At 64.4% G+C, this 17,946-nt stretch carries 13 protein-coding genes and 2 pseudogenes; 8 read left to right on the plus strand and 7 right to left on the minus strand.

Annotated features, from left to right (window positions below; all coding sequences use genetic code 11):
- Nucleotides 1-6: 6 nt before the first annotated feature.
- The gene (locus tag HG543_RS13215; RefSeq protein ID WP_169345096.1) at nucleotides 7-939 is read left to right on the plus strand and encodes an ROK family protein; all 933 of its coding nucleotides are present in this window, start codon (nucleotides 7-9) and stop codon (nucleotides 937-939) included.
- A gap of 98 nt (nucleotides 940-1,037) precedes the next feature.
- On the opposite strand, the gene HG543_RS13220 is transcribed toward HG543_RS13215, so the two are convergent.
- Entirely contained in the window at nucleotides 1,038-1,445 is a 408-nt protein-coding gene (locus HG543_RS13220) for a hypothetical protein (RefSeq protein ID WP_169345097.1), read from the minus strand.
- Nucleotides 1,446-1,619: 174 nt separating this feature from the next.
- On the opposite strand from HG543_RS13220, the pseudogene HG543_RS55245 reads away from it, so the two are divergent.
- From HG543_RS55245 to HG543_RS55250, 4 genes and pseudogenes are all read left to right on the plus strand, one after another.
- Nucleotides 1,620-1,715, plus strand: a pseudogene (locus HG543_RS55245) (transcriptional regulator); the annotation flags it as partial.
- A gap of 83 nt (nucleotides 1,716-1,798) precedes the next feature.
- Nucleotides 1,799-2,410, plus strand: coding sequence for an MmyB family transcriptional regulator (locus tag HG543_RS13225; RefSeq protein WP_343073343.1), 612 nt, complete (start codon nucleotides 1,799-1,801; stop codon nucleotides 2,408-2,410).
- A 75-nt stretch (nucleotides 2,411-2,485) separates the two neighbouring features.
- Entirely contained in the window at nucleotides 2,486-3,655 is a 1,170-nt protein-coding gene (locus tag HG543_RS13230; RefSeq protein WP_169345098.1) for a DUF4150 domain-containing protein, read from the plus strand.
- Nucleotides 3,637-4,389, plus strand: a complete 753-nt coding sequence (locus HG543_RS55250; protein ID WP_246356987.1) for an SMI1/KNR4 family protein — start codon at nucleotides 3,637-3,639, stop codon at nucleotides 4,387-4,389. The genes HG543_RS13230 and HG543_RS55250 overlap by 19 nt, the downstream gene beginning before the upstream one ends.
- A 71-nt stretch (nucleotides 4,390-4,460) precedes the next feature.
- Here HG543_RS55250 and HG543_RS13240 read toward each other — a convergent pair whose 3' ends face one another.
- Genes HG543_RS13240 through HG543_RS13250 form a run of 3 tightly spaced genes read right to left on the minus strand, consistent with a single transcriptional unit; the run spans nucleotide 4,461 to nucleotide 7,239 of the window.
- Nucleotides 4,461-5,009, minus strand: a complete 549-nt coding sequence (locus HG543_RS13240) for a M23 family metallopeptidase (RefSeq protein WP_171817932.1) — start codon at nucleotides 5,007-5,009, stop codon at nucleotides 4,461-4,463.
- A 59-nt stretch (nucleotides 5,010-5,068) separates the two neighbouring features.
- Nucleotides 5,069-6,067, minus strand: coding sequence for a HEAT repeat domain-containing protein (locus HG543_RS13245; protein WP_169345100.1), 999 nt, complete (start codon nucleotides 6,065-6,067; stop codon nucleotides 5,069-5,071).
- Nucleotides 6,067-7,239, minus strand: coding sequence for a HEAT repeat domain-containing protein (locus HG543_RS13250; protein ID WP_169345101.1), 1,173 nt, complete (start codon nucleotides 7,237-7,239; stop codon nucleotides 6,067-6,069). The genes HG543_RS13245 and HG543_RS13250 overlap by 1 nt, the downstream gene beginning before the upstream one ends.
- A 121-nt stretch (nucleotides 7,240-7,360) precedes the next feature.
- On the opposite strand from HG543_RS13250, the gene HG543_RS13255 reads away from it, so the two are divergent.
- Nucleotides 7,361-8,446 (plus strand): Gfo/Idh/MocA family protein, encoded by a 1,086-nt coding sequence (locus tag HG543_RS13255; RefSeq protein WP_169345102.1) that lies wholly within the window; start codon nucleotides 7,361-7,363, stop codon nucleotides 8,444-8,446.
- A gap of 94 nt (nucleotides 8,447-8,540) precedes the next feature.
- Here HG543_RS13255 and HG543_RS56275 read toward each other — a convergent pair.
- A pseudogene (locus HG543_RS56275) lies at nucleotides 8,541-8,735 on the minus strand (transposase); the annotation flags it as partial.
- A gap of 174 nt (nucleotides 8,736-8,909) precedes the next feature.
- On the minus strand, nucleotides 8,910-11,516 hold the full coding sequence (locus HG543_RS13265; protein ID WP_169345103.1) for an AAA family ATPase: 2,607 nt from the start codon (nucleotides 11,514-11,516) through the stop codon (nucleotides 8,910-8,912).
- Between the two features lie 626 nt (nucleotides 11,517-12,142).
- Here HG543_RS13265 and HG543_RS13275 point away from each other — a divergent pair.
- On the plus strand, nucleotides 12,143-12,463 hold the full coding sequence (locus HG543_RS13275) for a DUF7716 domain-containing protein (RefSeq protein ID WP_169345104.1): 321 nt from the start codon (nucleotides 12,143-12,145) through the stop codon (nucleotides 12,461-12,463).
- A gap of 18 nt (nucleotides 12,464-12,481) precedes the next feature.
- Here HG543_RS13275 and HG543_RS13280 read toward each other — a convergent pair whose 3' ends face one another.
- Nucleotides 12,482-13,675 (minus strand): SDR family oxidoreductase, encoded by a 1,194-nt coding sequence (locus tag HG543_RS13280; RefSeq protein ID WP_169345105.1) that lies wholly within the window; start codon nucleotides 13,673-13,675, stop codon nucleotides 12,482-12,484.
- Between the two features lie 240 nt (nucleotides 13,676-13,915).
- Here HG543_RS13280 and HG543_RS13285 point away from each other — a divergent pair, with 240 nt between their 5' ends.
- Nucleotides 13,916-17,935 carry a tetratricopeptide repeat protein gene (locus HG543_RS13285; RefSeq protein WP_169345106.1) on the plus strand — a complete coding sequence of 1,340 codons (4,020 nt, stop codon included), beginning with the start codon at nucleotides 13,916-13,918 and terminating at the stop codon, nucleotides 17,933-17,935.
- Nucleotides 17,936-17,946: the final 11 nt, after the last annotated feature.

Here is a 17,946-nt window from a genome sequence, read left to right on the forward strand (position 1 = left end):
ATTCCGATGCCGACGCTGGGAATCGACCTGGGAGGAACCTTTGCCCGCGCCGCCGTGGTGGACGCGGCGGGGAAGATGCTGGCCTCCGCCAAGGTGGCGCTGGCCGAGCGCAACCCCGCGGGCGTGGTGGAGACCATTGCCCAGGCTGCGTCCGAGGCCGTGAAGTCCGCCGGAGTGCTGGTGGGCGGGTGCGGCGTCGGTGCCGCCGCGCAGATTCACAAGGACTCGGGCGTGTTGTCGGTCGCCCCCAACCTGGGCTGGCGCAACGTGCCGCTGGGCGAGATGTTGAAGGCGCGCCTGGGGCAGCCGGTGCGCATCGTGAACGACCTGTCCGCCGCGGCCTGGGGCGAGTTCCATGCGGGGGCGGGGCGCGGGGCCCAGGACGTGCTGGTGGTGTTCGTGGGCTCGGGCGTGGGCAGCGCCATCATCGCCAACGGGCGGCTGGTGGACGGCGCGGGCGGCGTGGCGGGTGAGCTGGGCCACATCAAGGTGGTGCCCAATGGCCGGCGCTGCGGCTGCGGTGAGCAGGGCTGCCTGGAGGCCTACACGGGCGGCCACAACCTCATCGCGCAGACGCGCGAGCTGCTGGAGGGTGGGAAGTCCCCGGCGGTGACGAAGCTGAGCGGGGGAGACCCGGCGCGCATCACCCCGGTGACGCTGGAGCAGGCGGTCGAGGCGGGCGACGCCGCGGCGCGCGAGGTCTACGAGCGGGCGGCGCTGTTCCTGGCGATGGCGGTGGCCAACCAGGTGACGGTGCTCAACCCCGCGCGGCTCATCCTGGGCGGCGGCGTGCTGACCCACTGTCCCGGCCTGCGGCGCCGCGTGGTGGAGGGCGTCCAGGCGTGGGCGTCGCAGACCGCCCGCGAGGGACTGCTCATCACCGAGGCCGAGCTGGGCGACGACAGCGGCCTCATCGGCGCGGCGCTGCTGGCGGGCTGAAGCAGCAGGGAGGTCGTTCCCGAGCGGTGTGTCTCGGGAACCGTTTTTCGTGGCCGAGCCGGGCGGTGACAGCGCCTTCATGGGTCGGGTAGGTCATCTCAGGCGTGCACCAGCGTGCGCGCGCCGCGCAGCCCCACGTACTGGAGCGCGGCGAAGCCCGCGACAGCCACCGCCTGGAAGAGGGTGAAGGCGTAGCCCAGCGTGGTGGGCGCCACCCAGTCGGTGGTCAGCAGCAGGAGGCTGTCGGCGGTCCACAGCACGTTGGCGCCGACGATGCCCCACACGAGCGCACGGGGGACGCTCGGCCGCGCGGCGAGGAACAGCAGCAGCGCGGCGAAGGGCAGCAGGCTGAAGCCGGCGATGCGCAGCAGGCTCTCGCCCATTCCCAGCAGGTTCGACAGGGGCGCGGCGGCCAGGAACATCAGCGCGCCGGTGGCTCCACTGATGACGCCATCCAGCAGCAGGGTGCGGCCCAGCAGGGTCTTCGAGGAAGCAATCGCGGTCATGGTCGGGTCTCCATCGGGTGGTCAGGAGCGGCGGCGATTCCCGCCGTCGTCTTGATGGGACCAAGATGCGCGGACCGCGTTCCGCCCTCAATTACGTGCGAGGTAATTGGACGCACTACGCCGCGTTTCTATGTTCCGGGCATGATGATGACGCAAAGCCGCCCCGTGGGAGAGATGCTGCGCGACTGGCGCCAGCGACGGAGTCTCAGCCAGCTGGAGCTGGCGCTGCGCGCGGAGGTGTCCGCCCGCCACGTCAGCTTCATGGAGACCGGCCGCTCCAAGCCAAGCCGGGAGATGCTGCTGCACCTCGCGGAGGAGCTCGACATTCCCTGCGCGAGCGCAACGCGCTGCTGGTGGCGGGGGGCTTCGCGCCCGTCTATCCAGAGGGGAGCCTGGACGCGCCCGCGCTCCAGGCCGCGCGCGAGGCGGTGGACATGGTGCTCACCGGGCATGAGCCGTATCCAGCGCTGGCCGTGGACCGCTACTGGACGCTGGTGGCCGCGAACAAGGCGGTGGGGCTGCTGCTGGAGGGCGTCTCGCCCGAGCTGCTCGAACCGCCCGTCAATGTGCTGCGCGTCAGCCTGCACCCGAAGGGGCTCGCGCCGCACATCGCCGACCTGGCGCAGTGGCGCCACCACGTGCTGGGGCGGCTGCACCGGCAGGTGGACATCACCGCCGACACGAAGCTCGCCGCGCTGCATGAGGAATTGAGCGCTCTGCCCGCGCCCGGAGGTGGCGCGCACGCGAAGAGCTCCGCGAAGAGCGAGCCCCTGGGGGCCGTCGTTCCCCTGCGCCTGAACACGCGCTACGGGCTGCTGTCGCTGTTCAGCACGACGACGGTGTTCGGCACGCCGGTGGACGTCATGCTGTCCGAGCTGGCCATCGAGTCCTTCTTCCCCGCGGACCGGCCCACGGCCGAGCTGCTGCGCCGAATCTCCACGGAGGGACAGCCGCCGGACGCGTGAGCGGGGCTTGGATGGTAGAATGGAAGGTGTGATGCACCCTGTGGGGACAAGCACAGGGGGCAAGGGGGCAAAAGCATGACGAAAGTCACGGTGAATGCGCCGAAGACGCCGGTGACAGAGGGGAGCAGCGGGGTTGCCGCCGCGACCCTGCCCAACGTCTGCAAGATGCCAGGGCCGCCCGCGCCCTTCGTACCGACTCCGCTTCCCAACATCGGGAAGAGCGGACAGGACCCGAAGAACTACTCCAAGACCGTCACCATCGCGGGGAAGAAGGTCGCCGTCCGTGGAGCCACCTTCGGCTCCATGGGAGATGTGGCGAGTAAAGGAACGGGTGGCGGCCTGGTGTCAGCGAACGTCGAAGGGCCGACCCGCTTCGTGGGCCCTGGTTCGATGGACGTGAAGTTCGACGGGAAGAACGTCCAGTTGCTTGGCGACCCCATGCTCAACAACTGCGGGCCGAGCGGGAGCCCCGCTAACGCGGCGACGATGCTGGGAGTGATTCAAGCAAGCGGTTTTGTTTCGGCGGTGGATGGCAAAGATAACTGTCCTCTCTGCCAGAAACAGCATGGTGCCCTGGAAGAGTCTCAAGAAACCAGGAACTGCGCGCAAGATCTCGCGAGAAAATTTGAGAGCAAGGTGCGTGGTAGCTCCGACGAAGACGTCTCATCGACAATGCTTGGTGTTGTTCAATGTCAATGCAAGACGTGGAAATATGCTGACCAATCGAGTGTGACCTGTAGAGCGCTCTACGATAGTGTCAAGGAACTCGGTGCGGGCTGGCGAGCACCAAAAGAAGCGGATGTGTTCGTCGATAAGCCTCGGGCGGGACGAGATAGCAAGGCCACACGCGAAGCCGTTCGCGACTTTCTCAAGAGGCGTTTCCATAAGGATGAGAAACGCCTGGAGAAGATCTGGGACCAGGCAGAACGTCGCTTCTTGAGGTTCAAAGAGGCCAAGAGTTCTCCCACGAGCTACCCACCAGGAAGCTGTGCTGGTCCCAAGGCCCTTCTGCCCGCATTGGAGCATGATGCCTATCCCGGCTCCCTGACGGAACGCTGGTTTGGAGGCACTTCTGGCAATCCAACCAGGGAGAAGATCAAGTTCCGGAACGCGAAGACGGGGGAGGTTGAGGAACGGCAATTTCACCATGGAGAAACCGTTCCTCCCTGTGGGGCGTGTGAGCTTCTTCTCCCTCTGATGTTGTGTCCTGGAGACAAGAAGGAAAAATGTCAGCACGAGGGCTAGAATCCGAGTTCGAGGAGTTGCTCCTACGAGCCATCCCGGGGCTCGAGGCGCAATGGCGCGGCGCGACGCCCGAGGAGATCGCGCAGGTGGAGCGGATTGCGGGGAGACCGTTGCCAGGGTTCTACCGCTGGTTCTTGTCTCGCATGGGACGGAGCATGGGGGCCCTGACGCATCCGTACATCGACTTCTCCGCGCAGGGGGTGATTGCCTGTTACGCCGAGCGGAAGGTGGCGTCACATCCTCGGTTCCTGCTCATTGGACGTGAGTCCAGGGACATGATGCCTCATACCTTCTACGACCTCGATGCTCCGGTTCGAGAAGATGCCAGCGTCTTCGATGCATTTACTCCGGAAGGCGAGGTCCATGGCGGATTCGAGACCTTCCGTGAGTTGTTGGCATTCAGGGCGCTCTGGACGTTCAAGGTCGACAAGCTGCCGCAGCAGTGCGAAGGCAGCTTTGCTGGCGAAACGCCCGATATCCTCCCGAGCCTCGACCCCGTCCTGAGGCGTCTTGGATTCCGGACCCCGATTCCTACCGGCTCCTTCTGCGGGCTCTATGAGCGGGCAGATGCGGTACTGATTTGCAAGAGCACGCCAAGGGCAGACCCAGCCCGTGTCATGGGGTTCTTCCTGGGGGGCAGCGACGCTAGAACGCTCAGGAGAGCCCTGGGGGCCGTCGCGACGGAGTCCCCTCTGGAGGTCGAGGTCGACGAATGGACCCCGGCGCTTCCGTGATTCACCCCTGAAAACAAACAACCCCGCTCCGGCACACGAAGGCCGGAGCGGGGCATGGGGAGCAGGGCGGATTACAGCGTCGGGGTGCCGACGCGGTTGTTGCAGTACGCGCTGGAGCCGCAGGTGGTGCCGACGCTGGTGTACCAGGCCGTCTTGCGGGTGCCGTACTGGCGGTTGTCCGCGTGCACGTGAGCGCCGGTGGAGTTACCCGTGGAGCCCACGAGGCCCAGCGCGCAGCGGTCGCACGTCTTGGAGCCGGACGACACGTTGGAGTTCAGGTGGAGCTGGCGGAAGTCCCAGCCGCTGCCGCCCGTCACCACGTAGTAGTTGCCCGCGCCACCGTTGCAGGTGGTGCCGCCGCTGCAGTTGTTCGCACACCCGCCGTAGTAGCCGTAGTAGCGGCTGACGTTGATCATCCCGCGGTGGTTCCACACGCTGCACGTGCCGTTGCTCATGTCGAGCGCGTTGTGGCTGCTGCCCGAGCACGAGTAGTACGTGGTGGAGCCCACGCGCGCGGCGGTGTCACAGATGGGGCCCACGGCCGTCGCCGCGGCCACGGTGGTGGCCCAGCCGGCCGCCACGAGGGCCACTGCGGCCATCGTCAACTTCATCGTCTTCATGAGGGGCTTCTTTCGTTGGGGGTTACGCTGCGGCACTGCGTACTGCGGTGAGGCAGGGGTCACCTCCGGAGCCGCTGCTTCTCGCGCAGCAGCAGCTCCCACTCCTGGAGGTTGAGGCTCAGGGCGGACAGCCACGCATCGATTTCCGGGTCCATCGCGCGGTCCACGCCGCGCAGCGACTCCAGCACGGGCTTCGCGCCGGACATGCCCAGCCGGGCAATGCCTTGCAGCGCCGCCTTGCGCACCGCCGGGTCCTTGTCGTTCTTGAAGAGGTCCACCAGCGAGCCGCGCGCGCCCTGGGAGGCCGCGCCGGGCACGCCGCCCAGCGCCGTGGCCGCCGCCGCGCGCAGCTTCGGGTCCTCGGCGCGGAGCTGGTTCGTCACCTGCTCCACCGCGGCGGGGCCCACGGCCTCCATGGAGACCTCGCCCAGCAGCTTCGCCGCCACCGCCGGGTCCTCCGCCGCGGCCGCCGTGGCCACCGCCGCTTCCGACACGCGGCGGTCATGTCCGCTGTAGACGTCCGCGCTCTCCGAGACGAGGTTGTCCGCCACCGCCGCGCGCACCTCGGGGGAGGCGTCCCGCACGAGCTGCTCGTACGTCACCACGCCGCCGTTCTTCTCCATGAACTCCACGGAGGGCACGCCGCGCAGTCCGCGCACCGCCGCCGCGCGGATGGCCGGGTCCGAGTCACCGCTTGCCCGTGCCAGCAGCGGCTGCACCAGCGCGGGGGACTCGGCGTTGCTCGCCTTGGTGGCCAGCGCGCCGCCCAGCGCCTCCAGCACGGCGGGGTCCGTCTCGCGGGCCAGGGCCGCCTGGAGCCCCTCCGCCGGCATGGCGAGCGCCGCCTCCCGCAGCCGCCACTTCACGTACCGCTGCAGCGCCGGCGAGCCGCCCTTCAGCGCGGCGCGCACGTCGTCCAGCATGGACTCCACCGTGCAGGTGGCCGGCTTCAGCGGCGTCGTCTGGGGCCCCGTCGCCAGGGCGGAAGCGGGGAACAGCGACAGCAGGGCGGACGCGAGCGCCGCGCGCTTCAAGGTCTTCATCGTCGTGGGGTGCATCAGTGCGGCGCTCCTTCCTCGACGAGGCACGAGTGGTGCTCCGCCTTGCCCAGCCAGATGCGGGCGAAGTCCACCGTGCCCGACGCGTAGAGGTCCCTGAACTCGGTGTAGTCCTGCGTGAAGCGCGAATCTTTCGCGGCGAACTCCGCCAGCAGCGGCAGCGCGTCCGCGCCGGCCACGCGCACGGCGAAGCGGAAGATGGCCCAGCGCACGCAGACGTCGTGCTCCTTGTCGAAGGCCTCCTTGTAGATGGCGAGCGCCTTGTCCGGGGAGCTGGTGACGCCCAGGCGGAAGGCGGCCATCTCGCGCACGTCCCGCTCGCGGTCGCTGGAGAGGATGCGCTTGAGCTCAGCGAAGGAGTCGTCCTCGATGAGCGGGTTGGAGTACGACGGCATCTCCAGCGCCAGCAGGCGCACGGCCATGTCGTCCGACTTGCCGCTGATGTCGAGCAGCTCCTTCCAGTAGGGCTTGTAGTTGCCGGTGCGCTCGTAGTCCTCCTTCATCACCCGGCCCATGGTGCGCGTGGCCACCCAGGCGACGGAGTCCACCGTCTCGTCGAGCGCCACGTTCTTCAGCCGCTTGAGGTCTCCCGCGCCCAGGTGCTTCTGCGTCTCCAGCGCGTCCAGCGCGGCGGAGCGGGCCTGCAGCGTCGCGCCCTTGTCCTCGCCCATCTTCATGAGCTGGCCGGACACCTTCGGGTCGTGCACGGCGGGCGCGGCCTTCAGCGCCTCCATGTAGATGCCCAGCTCGGGGTGGCTCGTGCCCTTGGACCACTCGAGCACCTGGAGCGCGCGGCCCGCGTCATTGCCCACCAGTTCCGTGAGGCGCTCCTGGAGGTACGCGGCGAGGTAGCGGTCCTTGTTGGAGATGGCCGCCAGCAGCGCCGCGCGGAACGTGTCCATGGACACACTCCGGTCGAACTCCTGGAGCCCGTCCCAGCACCCCGGCATCGGAATCTGCTCCACCGCGGGCTGCGGCTCCTCGGGGGAGGGGGCCGCGCCGGAGCCCGCGCCCGGGCCTCCCGCGGTGGCCAGGGTGGAGGAAGCGGACTCGGGCGGGGTGCTGTCGCCAGAGGTGGGAGAGGTGTCGCCGCGGGGCCACACGAGCGCCACGGCCGCCGCGAGCAGCAGGACGCCTGCGACCGCGGACCAGCGGAGTTTTCTGGAAGTCATCAGGAAGGCCTGTGAGCCGGTGAAAGCTGCCAATTCTCGGATACTTGGAAACTGGTGCCGCTGGCAACGGGTTCGTTAGGACCGCAGGCTTGCGGGTGCGTCTGCTCCCAAAGGAGGGGTCATGACCGCCGCACGTCTCATTCGAATTGGCGTCATCGGCGCGGGTTTCGCGCGCACCACGCAGGTCCCGGCGTTCCGGGCGCTCCCGGGGGTGGAGGTCGTCTCCATCGCCAGCGCACGGCGGGAGCGGGCGGAGGACGCGGCGCGTCAGCTCGGGGTGCCGCACGTGGCGAGGGACTGGCGCGAGGTGGTGATGCGGCCGGACGTGGACCTGGTGTGCATCGCCACGCCGCCCGCGCTGCACCGCGACATGACGCTGGCGGCGCTGGAGATGGGCAAGGCGGTGCTGTGCGAGAAGCCCACGGCGCTGGACGCGGCGGAGGCGGAGGTGATGTGGCGCGCGGCGCGGCAGCGGGGCGTGCTGGCGCTGCTGGACCACGAGCTGCGCTTCCTACCGGAGCGCGAGCGGATGCGGCAGCTGCTGCACTCGGGGGAGCTGGGCCCGGTGCGGCATGCGCACGTGTACTACCGGAACGACAACCGCGCGCCCCCGGACCGGCCGTGGGACTGGTGGTCGGACGCGGGGCAGGGTGGGGGACTGCTGGGCGCGCTGGGCTCGCACGCGGTGGACGCGCTGCGCTTTCTGCTGGCGGGGGAGCCGGACGAGGTGCTGGGCGAGATGTCGACGCACACCACCTCGCGGCCGGACCCGCTCACCGGGCAGGTGCGACCGGTGACGAGCGACGACGAGGCGCGGCTGCTGTTGCGCTTCGGCAAGACGACGGCGTCCATCGACCTGTCATCGGTGGCGCCGGGCAAGCCCGTTCACGGCATCGAGGTGTCGTGCGAGCGCGGCGGGCTGCGCGTGGAGGGGCGGGAGCTGTGGCGCTCCACGGTGGGCGGCCGCACGTGGGAGCGCGTGGAATTGCCGGCGGAGGAGCCGCTGCCGCAGGGCCTGCCGGACAACGAGTGGGCCCGCGGCTTCCTGCGCTACGCCCGAGCGTTCACGGAGGCGCTGCGCGCGGGCCGCACCACGGTGGAGGGCGCGGCCACGCTGGAGGATGGGTGGCGCAACCAGCGGGTGCTGGACGCCGCGCGGAAGTCCCACGCGGCGCGCCGCTGGGTGCGGCTGGACGGGAGCGTATGAAAGATGTGATTACTACTGCCGACTCCAAGCTGATCATGGCTGTTGTCGGAAGCCCCTGTGTAGGGAACAATTCTTCTTTCTCCTCCACGGAGTGGTGGATGAGGTCCGGGGCGCGAAGGTCGCGGAAACAGGCCGCGATCTTGCGCATCAGCCCGAACCGCCGGTCGGTCCGGTGCAGCAGCACCAGCCCCCCGTCCGAGGAGATGTGGTCCGCATCGAACGTGGCTACCAACTTCCGCCGTCCGACGCCGCCGAACTCAAGCTGCTTTGGGGGACACGCTGTTTTCACCGCGTAGCTCCTGCCGATGGGTGGAAAGCCTTGAGAACTCTCCTGTTATCGGTCGGTCGCTACGCGGCGTCCCCTCTACTCGTGATCGATCCAGGCTAGCCTCCAGTGCGACCATCCTCCTGCTGGCATAAATCAGCAGGAGGAAGCGGCTGCTTGCCGTGCAGAAGAAGCGTCTTAAGTCTTGGGAATCACGTTTGTCGCATCGATCTGCTGCAAGGGATTTGGAGGTTCCACGACGAACGGCTTCTCTGGCAATCGCAGTGCTGCTGCAATAAGCGCTTCGGCCGGTCGTCTACGGAGCGCATCCCCATCCTCCTCAGGCAACCTGCCAACAACCTTTCCTAAGAAACGAACCGCATCTTCCTTATAAATGAGCATCGTGCCACGATCGCCCCAACGAGTTTCGGGATTGTCTGCATGGAGTCTGAGGCTCCAGCGCTCGCTTCCGTGCTTCCCATGGTCTCTCAAAGTCACGCGGCGGAGGTCGTAATGCCCGTCTGCAATGTCTTCATTGACGGCGGCGAGAACGATGTCTTCATTGTCGACGCTTTGCTTGAATGAGGCCAAAGACATGATGCTTGCGTCAGGCCTATAGCATGGCAGCAGGAAGTCCATGGGCTTTAAGAGGACAACGTCTGCTGGAGCAAGCGTATCCCTCATGGATTCATCTGCGATGCGTACCGCTAGTAGGTCTCCGAGGACTGTATGGACGACCCGTATGGCTTGGCGTTCGAGTTGTGGTACCCGCAGCCCCTGTCTGGAGGTAGGCAGAAGCACAGAAAGCTGTTCGCTTTGGTGGAACTTCAGGCTCGATGCTGAAACTGTAGCGATGCGTTCACGATGATTCCGCCGAGCGCGTTGCGAGAACAATGTCGACGATGTGGTGTCCTGCTCAATAGGTGAGTCAATAGCTTGAGCTTGTATGTTCGGCGCCAATGATTCAAGTTTACACCCAAGAACAAACTCGAAGAACTTACGAAGGGCACTTGATGGCGAGGTGAGATCGGCTTCGCTCATCGCTTGGATGTTCTTTCTGATCTGCCAGGGCTTGTCTCTGTCGCTTTTCAAAGGAGCGCCAAAGAATGCCTCTTCAATATTTTCGCAGTGAATATGGACCCGACTCGGATCGCTCGCAAGCTCAAGGATTTTCGAGTTTGCGCCTTCGGCTGCGGTTTCGCGGTCACGGTCGTGTACAACCCGATAGCCAATGTTGAAGTTATTCAGGACACGCTGGAATGCTCTAATGGTCCATTTGCCTCGGCAGTTGACTGTGGTGACGTCTCGGCGTGCGGTCAGGTACTTTTGCCGATCGAGGCGGCTTAAGGTCTCCAGCCGCTCAGCTATCGCATCAAGCGCCACCAGTTCTGTATCCCCCTCGAAGAGGCATACTGCCTGGCCTCCCGTAAAGAAAACCTCATTCACAGTGGGATCGAAGTTGAGGAGCATACGGAGCCGCTCCCTTTGTTCCGATGCGCCGCCGAAGAGATCTTCCTTGCGCTGTAGTGCCTGGGCTTCTCCTTCCGCCTTCCGAAGGAGAACGATGCCATCATGCCTGTCCGCTAGATCCAAGAATACTGGCGAATGCGTTGTGCAGATGACTTGGGCTACGCTATTCCTTGCGATGTCAACAAGTACGTCGCGCATTTTACGGCACATCTGGGGGTGGAGATATGCCTCTGGTTCCTCTACGAGGAGGAGAATTGCTTGAGATGCGTCCTGGCTATGTCGTTTCTTCTCCGCCAGTAAATGAAGCAGGGAAAGAACCAGGGCACGCTGAGCGCCATGGCCTTGGTGTTCTGGCGAGGTTCTCAGTACCCCATCTTTCACCCAAATAGACGTCATCTTGGCTAGATCGGCAGTTACATCAGGCGCTCTTAGGTCCAGTTCTGCGGTGAGATCGATGAACCGTCCTAGGCGACTGGAGATCTCGCTTTCCAAGTTGCCCACGATCCGGTGTTTCCCCAAGTCAGAGAACAAATGGGTGAGCGAGTCGGCGGCCGCCTTGAAGGTGCGCACCGCTTTGTGTTTCGATAGCTCGTCGGTAAACATCGCGTCTGCGATTTGATACAACGCAGAATCCTTGATGCCCGAACTGATCGCGGATTTTGTTTCCGTCTGCGCCGGAAGAAAAATGACGCGTGGGAATACTTTGTCTACGTTGGGCGAAATGCCGCCGGGATTGGTGCTCCACTCAAGATTGGGTTGACGAAGCGGGGAGTTTATCTCTCGGGCGATGTCCTTGAGTGCGTCAATGACTTTGGGCGACAGCTTGTTCCTGGGCGGTTTGTCGTGCCTACGCTTGTACTCTTCGGCCAGTGCAATTGTGGCGGCGCTATGCTGCAGGAGTTGCGCCCAGGTGATGTCCTTGGGAAGATCCAAAGTCTCGGTTGGGGCGTATGCTTCGATGGCTCTGACGATCTTGTTTTCATCTTCGTCTAGGTGCCATCGCTTGCGAACGCGATACCGTCCCTCGTGAATATGGGCGCGGATTGCGTGTTCCTGCTGATCGGTTTCCGTAAGGTTGTCGAAGGTCAGCGTTACTTCAATAGGGCCTCTGCTGAGGCTTCGATGTGGGAAGTGATCTTCATTCGGAGCAGTAGGGGGAACGTGCGGACTTGCAAGGCAGATGGCTTGCAGAATTGATGATTTGCCTACGTTGTTGCGACCGATGATGGAGACAAAGTTCGCTGAGCCCGGGCGAGACGGGTCGAGAGCAGGGATTGTTATAGTTATGTTCCCAAGTCCCTTGAAGTTTCGGATTTCTATTTCAGCGAGACGCACTGTCCCCCTCCAATTGGCGCTTAGGTCTGCGGCTGAGCATCCCTACGAGGCAGGTAGGGTAGGCGGGCATCAGGGGGTGCACAAGTTTCAAGCAGTGGGCTTGTATACCCCTGTAGGGGTATTGCACGAGCAGATGCCAGGGTAGTGCAGACCCAGTACAGCGCGGCTGCCGGGGTGTCTGTGTCTACCCTGCTCTGCGTTGTTTCGGAGAGCAGTTGAGTTGAAGCCAGGATAGGGTATAGAGGAACCAGAAGACGAGCTGACTGAGAGGTGTATCCGTACTCAGCTACCGCACCGCTCGGGACGGTTCCGCGGTAGCGAGAAGGGTGCGCTCGCGGAGCTGTCGCTTCAGGTGCGTCCACCACAACTCGGGGGATTGAAGCCGGGGCTGTAGGCGGGCAGGTATATCACTCTCCCGATGAGGACAGCCCGGGCAGATCCTTAAGAGAGGCTGTTCTTCTAGCTCGAACTGGAGAAGGGACTCACGACCAGGGGGCACGCTACGGTGGAGGGCACGGTCACGCTGGAGGAAGGGTGGCGCAACCAGCGGGTGCTGGACGCCGTGCGGAAGTCTCACGCGGCGCGCCGGTGGGTGCGGCTGGACGGCGGCATGTAGAGTGAGCCGCATGTCGAACTTCGAGTGGCTCGGGAACATCCTCTCCCGCATCGAGACGTATCCGTGGTTCGGGCACGCGCTCTACGTGGAGGGGAACGCTCCTTTCGAAACGAAGACTCGCGCCATGGTGCTGGCGTACGACGTCTACTCGGACGAGCCGCCTCCGCTCGCCGTGGCCCACGGCCTGCGGAGGACGCTGTCCGTGGACCAGGCACAGGGCATCGTCATGAATGCCCGGATGCAGCGGCCCGAAGTCACCCCCTCCGAACTCGTGCAAGCGTTCAACTACTACTGGAAGCGGGACGCCTTCATCGACTTCTCACGGCAGTGAAGGCGTCCAGTCCGGCGGCTACGGCGTCTTGTTGCCCGCGGCCGGGGCGGCAGCGCCCTGGCCCTTCTGGGCCTCGGCCCACAGCTTGAGCAGCTCCTGCTCGCGCTCCGGCTTCAGCCCGGCACGCATCTTGTCGCGGCGCTCCTGGGGCAGGCTCTTGAACCACGCCAGCGTGTCCGCCGTGGTGGTGGCGGGCGAGCGGAACTTGAGCCCCGCCTTCACGGCCTTGGCGTTGCTGTAGCGGTGCATGCCCGTGTACTTGCCGAGGGGCGGCGCCCAGATGGGAATCTCCCCGTCGCCGTCCTCGCCCTGCTTCACGAGGAACTCCGACGGCACCCACGTCAGCTTCGTGTCCTTGCCCGTAATCTTCTTGCACGCGGCGAACAGCTCACCCATGGACCAGGGCTTCTCGGGGCCCAGCGCGTTGTAGACGCCGGTGATGTTGTTCTCCACCACGTGGACCAGCCACTCGGCCAGGTCGCGCACGTCGATGATCTGCAGCGGGTCCGCCGGGCTGCCCGGGGCGAGCATCTCGCCGCCGCGCTCGTAGCGCACCGGGAACCAGGTGAAGCGGTCCGAGCGGTCCTCCGGGCCGACGATGTAACCCGGGCGGACGTTGGCGGTGCGGCCCGGGAAGGCCTTCTCGGCGGCTTCCTCGCAGGCCCGCTTGAGTCCGCCGTAGTTCTCGAAGTTCTTCCCCATCTCCTCCACGTTGGGGTCGGCCAGCGTGGCGGTGGCGCCGGACTCGTCCTGCCCCACGATGTCGTTCTTGGCGTACGCCGAGATACTGGAGATGAAGACGTACTGGCCCACGTTGGGCGCCAGCAGCTCCGCGGAGGCCTTCACCATGCGCGGGTAGTAGCCCGAGGTGTCGATGACCGCGTCCCACTTGCGGCCCTCGAGCGCCTTCAACCCCTCGTCCTTCTTGGGGTCCCGGTCGCCCTGGAGCTTCTCCACGTTGGGGAACAGCTCCGGGCGCGTCTTGCCGCGGTTGAAGAGCGTCAGCGTGTGGCCGCGCGCCTGGGCGGCGGCCACGATGGCCGGGCCGAGGAAGCCGGTGCCGCCGAGGATGAGAATCTTCTTCGGCGTCTTTGCCTTCTTCACCGGGGACTTCGCGCCGGACTTCGACTGGGCCTGCGCGTCGACTCCAACGGCCAGCATCGACGCCGCGGCCAGCGAGTACTGCAACAACTGCCTGCGAGAGGTGGACATGTGGGGGCTCGGGAACCCGGGGAGTCTGCTGCTCCCCGGCGGACCTCCAGACATGCTAGCAGGCAGGATATTCCCGGGAAGTTGGAGTGTGAGTCGTGTCCCCACCGCGAACATGTGGCGAGGGGCCTGTGGGGGCGAGCACGCTTCCAGGCGGCTTCAGTTGGCGCTGCCGGGAGTCATAGCTACAAGGTGGGTATGAGGTCCGGAACTGGCACTGGGCGAGTGCGCGCTGGAGGGAACATGGGTAGGTCGGGCGCCAACCGAGCCTCGGCCAGTCGCGTCGATGTCCTCATCGTCACGGCGATACGGGACGAGTACGACGCAGTGTTGAAGGTCGACTCCAAGGCTCAACCTGGCTCTCGATGGGAGGAACTGGAGCCGGGAGTGGTTGTTCGTTCGTTCCAAGCTGCGGATGGGGGCACCCTGCGCGTGGCGGTGGTTCGGGCGCTGGAGCTGGGTGGCGTATCGGCTACTGTCAGTGCGAGCCTGATGGTGAAGCAGTACGCTCCCAGGTGCTTGGCCATGTGTGGAGTGTGCGCTGGCTATCGCGGCAAGGTGGAGCTTGGTGACGTAATCATTGCGGACACCTTATGGGCGCACGACGCGGGCAAGTTGATAGCGGGGAGTGATGACTCGGGGCAGCGCCAAGAGCGTGTGCTGAGAGAAGCCTCGGTCCATCACCTCAATGCCGAGTGGAGGCGCAAGGCCTCCACGTTCACCCCACCCAAAGACGGCGGCTGGCTGGGTGAACGCCCGAGACCCTATGAAGCACAGCGGGACTGGCTGCTCGAACGTCTCGTGCTGTATGAAAACCCAGTCTCCCATCCAGAGCGTAAACTCAAATGCGCCGACTACAAGGAGGTGCTGAAGCGGCTCTGGAAATTGGGATGGCTCGAGGACGGGACACTGAAGCTCACGGAAACGGGTCGGCGTCACATCGAGCGTGAGAGGCTCCTGCATCCGGAGGGCGTTCCAGAGCCCAGGCCCTTCCACGTGCATGTGGGCGCCATCGCTTCGGTGAATAGAGTAACCCAGGACCGGAGTCTCTTTCCTCGCTTGTCCGAGGCGGTGCGGACGGTGCTTGGGGCGGAGATGGAAGGGTGGGCCATCGGAGTGGTTGCGTACGAACTCCAGACTCCTTTCTTGCTCGTCATGAAGGGAGTCATGGATTTCGGTGATGAGGAGAAGGACGATAGATTCAAAGCGTTTGCCGCCCGGGCATCCGCAGAGTGCCTGCTCGCATTCCTATGTGCACACCTGCCTTCGGCGAACGCTGCCACCGGCCAGCGGACAGGCGAGGCAGGTCAAGCGGAGGATTTCAGCGATATCCTCGAAGCAGGCAGTGCCAGACCACCTTCCAGGCCGGGGCCTGCGGCCCTCTTGAGTGCTCGTTACCGGTACGTTCCTTTCTATGAGCCAGTGCGAGCGGAGTTGTTGCGCGAGCTGCGAGCTTGGTGTGACGACGAGGAGCCGGTAAGCGCACGGGTGTTCCACGGAGCAGGAGGAGCCGGGAAAACGCGCCTGCTCATCGAATGGTGCGAGCGGCTGCGGGCGGAAGGCTGGCTCGCAGGCTTCTTGATGCGGTCCGCAGACGCTGCGCGGTTCGAGGCTCTGATGCTGTCGGAGCATCCTACGCTCATCGTTATCGATTACGCTGAGAGTCGTATGCAGTTGGAGGCGCTTCTCCAGCTCGTCGCACGCCAGCGTGAATCGAGGCGCGGAGCAGCCTTTCGAGTTGTACTGCTGGCTCGGACAGCGGGAGACTGGCTCCTCGAACTCCAGGCGGGAGATGCACTCATTCAGGAACTGCTGAGCGAGCATCCACCTCTGGAGGTGACCGCGCGTAGCACGTCCATTCCCGAACGGGAGGAAATGTTCCGGCAGGCCGTGGGAAGGTTTGCGGAGGTGCGCGGATGCGCAACTTTGAGGTCGTCGCCTCCCGACTTGAAGGACCCCAGGTTTGAAAGAATCCTCTATATCCATATGGCTGCGCTCGCTACCGTGGAGGGGTTGGCGTTCACGGCCGAGAGCTTGATGGGGCACGTCCTCGATCACGAGGAGCGCTTCTGGCTCGCGCAAAACGTTCAGTCCGGGGCCCAGTTCCAAGCAGAGAGGCGCCTGCTCAAGGAGCGGACCCGCAGGGCGGTTGCGGCGCTGACTCTTCTGGGTGGCGCCATCAGTCGTTCCGAAGCCGAGGCACTGGTGTCACGTGCCTGTGGCATCAGGGACGAGGCGCTGGTGCTCGGGTTGCACGACCTGTATCCAGGGGGGTGGAGAGAGGGCTCACTTGCCTATCTGGGAGGGCTTGAGCCAGATCTCCTGGGCGACGCCATGGTCTTGCGTGCCCTGCTTCATGAGGGCATTGATGCCGAAGCGTGGTTGGAACGTGTCTTCCAGAATGCTGGAGTACGAGGGCTTCGGGCGGGATTCGAGTTGCTGGGTCGTCTATCGCTGGAGTGCCCCGAGGAAACCAGCCGCTGGATGACGCGGCTGCTAGAGCGGGACCTGAATGGTCGTGGGGTGGCGGCCTTGGAAGCAGCGAAGGCACTGGGCCAGCGGACAGCTCACGCGAGTCTCGGACTATGCCTCGCCGACGTCTTGAAGCGTGAGGGCTCCATTGAGGTTGCGATGCGGCTAGAGATGGCGGGAACTCCCGAGTTGACCGTTTCATTGCTGGAGGCCGGTGAGTGGGTGACCGAAACCCTCCTGCGAGCGCTTCCCGGCGCCAAGCACTCACAGGACGCAATGCGACGGGCTGTTATGCTCGATAGGCTGAGTCGGTTCCAGGCTACGTTGGGTCGTCTGGACGCTGCCATGGCAGCAAGTCGGGAGGCAGTCTTCATCTACCGGAGGCAGTTGAGGCGCCAGAAGGATGAACTCAAGCGGCTGGAACTTGAAGTCTTCCTGGCACGAAGCCTTGATATCTTGAGCGCACGGCAGCGAGAGTCAGGACTGAGGGAACTGGCACTTGCGTCTAGCATGGAAGCCGTGGCTATCCATCAGCGGCTGGCGAGCAAGTACCCGGGCCCCGAAGAGTTGGTGGTCTCGGCGAATGGACTGCTTCATCTCGGTTTGATGTTGTCGGAGGTCGGACGACAGACCGAAGCGCTACGAACACTCCAAGAAGCGGTCGTCGCGTATCGCTCGCTGTCAGCAATGTATCCAGGGAAGTTTCAATCTGAGTTGGCTGCGAGTCTGGACGTGCTGGGCATGACCCAGGAGGCAGTCGGCCAGCACGCGGAAGCGTTGCAGGCACTACAGGCGTCCGTGGAGCTTGCGCGCGAGTTGGCAAGGACTCATCCTGATAGATTCCTACCTCAACTGGCTTCGGTCTTGCTGAATTTGGGGAGCGTTCAGGGGCAGATGAGGCTCTTGAGAGATGCCTTGCTCTCGACACAAGAGGCGGTCTCCATACTCCGTCAATTGGCGGAGATGCGGCCGGACGCATTTCTGCATTCCCTGGCGTCGGCATGGAACAACTTAGGAGTCCGGCAGTCCGAGTTCGGGCTGAATCAGGAAGCGTTGGTTTCGGCTCAGTGGGCTGTTGATGGTTTCCGGAAGCTAGCGGAAACCCAACCGGAAGCTGTCTCTGAGCAGTTGGCGGGCTGCTTGAGCAACCTGGGAAACCGACTTGAGCGCGTGGGTCGGCTGGAAGAAGCGGTAGCCGCGATGGAGGAGGCGGTGAGGCTCTTCAGGATGCTGGCAAAAGTGCATCCCCGGGCTTTCCTCCCTACGCTTGCAATGAGTCTGCTGAACCTTGGCTCTGCTTGGCGGAAATCCGAGAGCTTGCCCGAGTCATTGAGGGATTTGAAGGAGGCCGAAAGTCTCTATCGCGAATTGGCGGATGAATATCCGGATAAGTTTCTTTCTGGTCGGGCAAAAGCACTGCACAACCTGGGGATGGTTCAAGAGGCAATGGGGCAACTCGGGGAGGCGTTGAAGACTCACGAGAAATCAGTGGCTCTCTGGCGTGAGCTGGCGCAAGCACAGCCCAGGATGTTCTTGTCGGAACTGGCAGGTTCCTTGAACAGTCTGGGGGTCGTGCAACAGGCGTTGGGGCAGTCCACGGAGGCATTGGAGTCGATGCAGGAGGCTGTTGATACGATATGGCCCCTGTTCGTTGAGACGCCTGAGGCCTTCTCAGACGACACAAATGTGTTCCTCCAAAATCTGCTTGGACAGTTGAACAGGATGGGGCGGGAAATGCCAGTGCAGCTGCGCGCGCGGCTGGAATCCTTCGTTGTCGGGAGGGGGACGTAACGAGCGGTGCG

The organism is Pyxidicoccus fallax (assembly GCF_012933655.1).
In the GTDB taxonomy this organism is placed as follows: Bacteria; Myxococcota; Myxococcia; order Myxococcales; family Myxococcaceae; genus Myxococcus; species Myxococcus fallax.

Excerpts from the sequence above, each read along its gene's own strand:
- HG543_RS13250 (WP_169345101.1), bottom strand. The coding sequence starts at position 7,239 with ATGACTTCCAGAAAACTCCGCTGGTCCGCGGTCGCAGGCGTCCTGCTG.
- HG543_RS13285 (WP_169345106.1), top strand. The coding sequence starts at position 13,916 with ATGGGTAGGTCGGGCGCCAACCGAGCCTCGGCCAGTCGCGTCGATGTC.
- HG543_RS13275 (WP_169345104.1), top strand. The coding sequence starts at position 12,143 with ATGTCGAACTTCGAGTGGCTCGGGAACATCCTCTCCCGCATCGAGACG.
- HG543_RS13280 (WP_169345105.1), bottom strand. The coding sequence starts at position 13,675 with ATGTCCACCTCTCGCAGGCAGTTGTTGCAGTACTCGCTGGCCGCGGCG.
- HG543_RS13245 (WP_169345100.1), bottom strand. The coding sequence starts at position 6,067 with ATGCACCCCACGACGATGAAGACCTTGAAGCGCGCGGCGCTCGCGTCC.
- HG543_RS13255 (WP_169345102.1), top strand. The coding sequence starts at position 7,361 with ATGACCGCCGCACGTCTCATTCGAATTGGCGTCATCGGCGCGGGTTTC.
- HG543_RS13220 (WP_169345097.1), bottom strand. The coding sequence starts at position 1,445 with ATGACCGCGATTGCTTCCTCGAAGACCCTGCTGGGCCGCACCCTGCTG.
- HG543_RS13215 (WP_169345096.1), top strand. The coding sequence starts at position 7 with ATGCCGACGCTGGGAATCGACCTGGGAGGAACCTTTGCCCGCGCCGCC.
- HG543_RS13230 (WP_169345098.1), top strand. The coding sequence starts at position 2,486 with ATGACGAAAGTCACGGTGAATGCGCCGAAGACGCCGGTGACAGAGGGG.
- HG543_RS55250 (WP_246356987.1), top strand. The coding sequence starts at position 3,637 with ATGTCAGCACGAGGGCTAGAATCCGAGTTCGAGGAGTTGCTCCTACGA.
- HG543_RS13240 (WP_171817932.1), bottom strand. The coding sequence starts at position 5,009 with ATGAAGACGATGAAGTTGACGATGGCCGCAGTGGCCCTCGTGGCGGCC.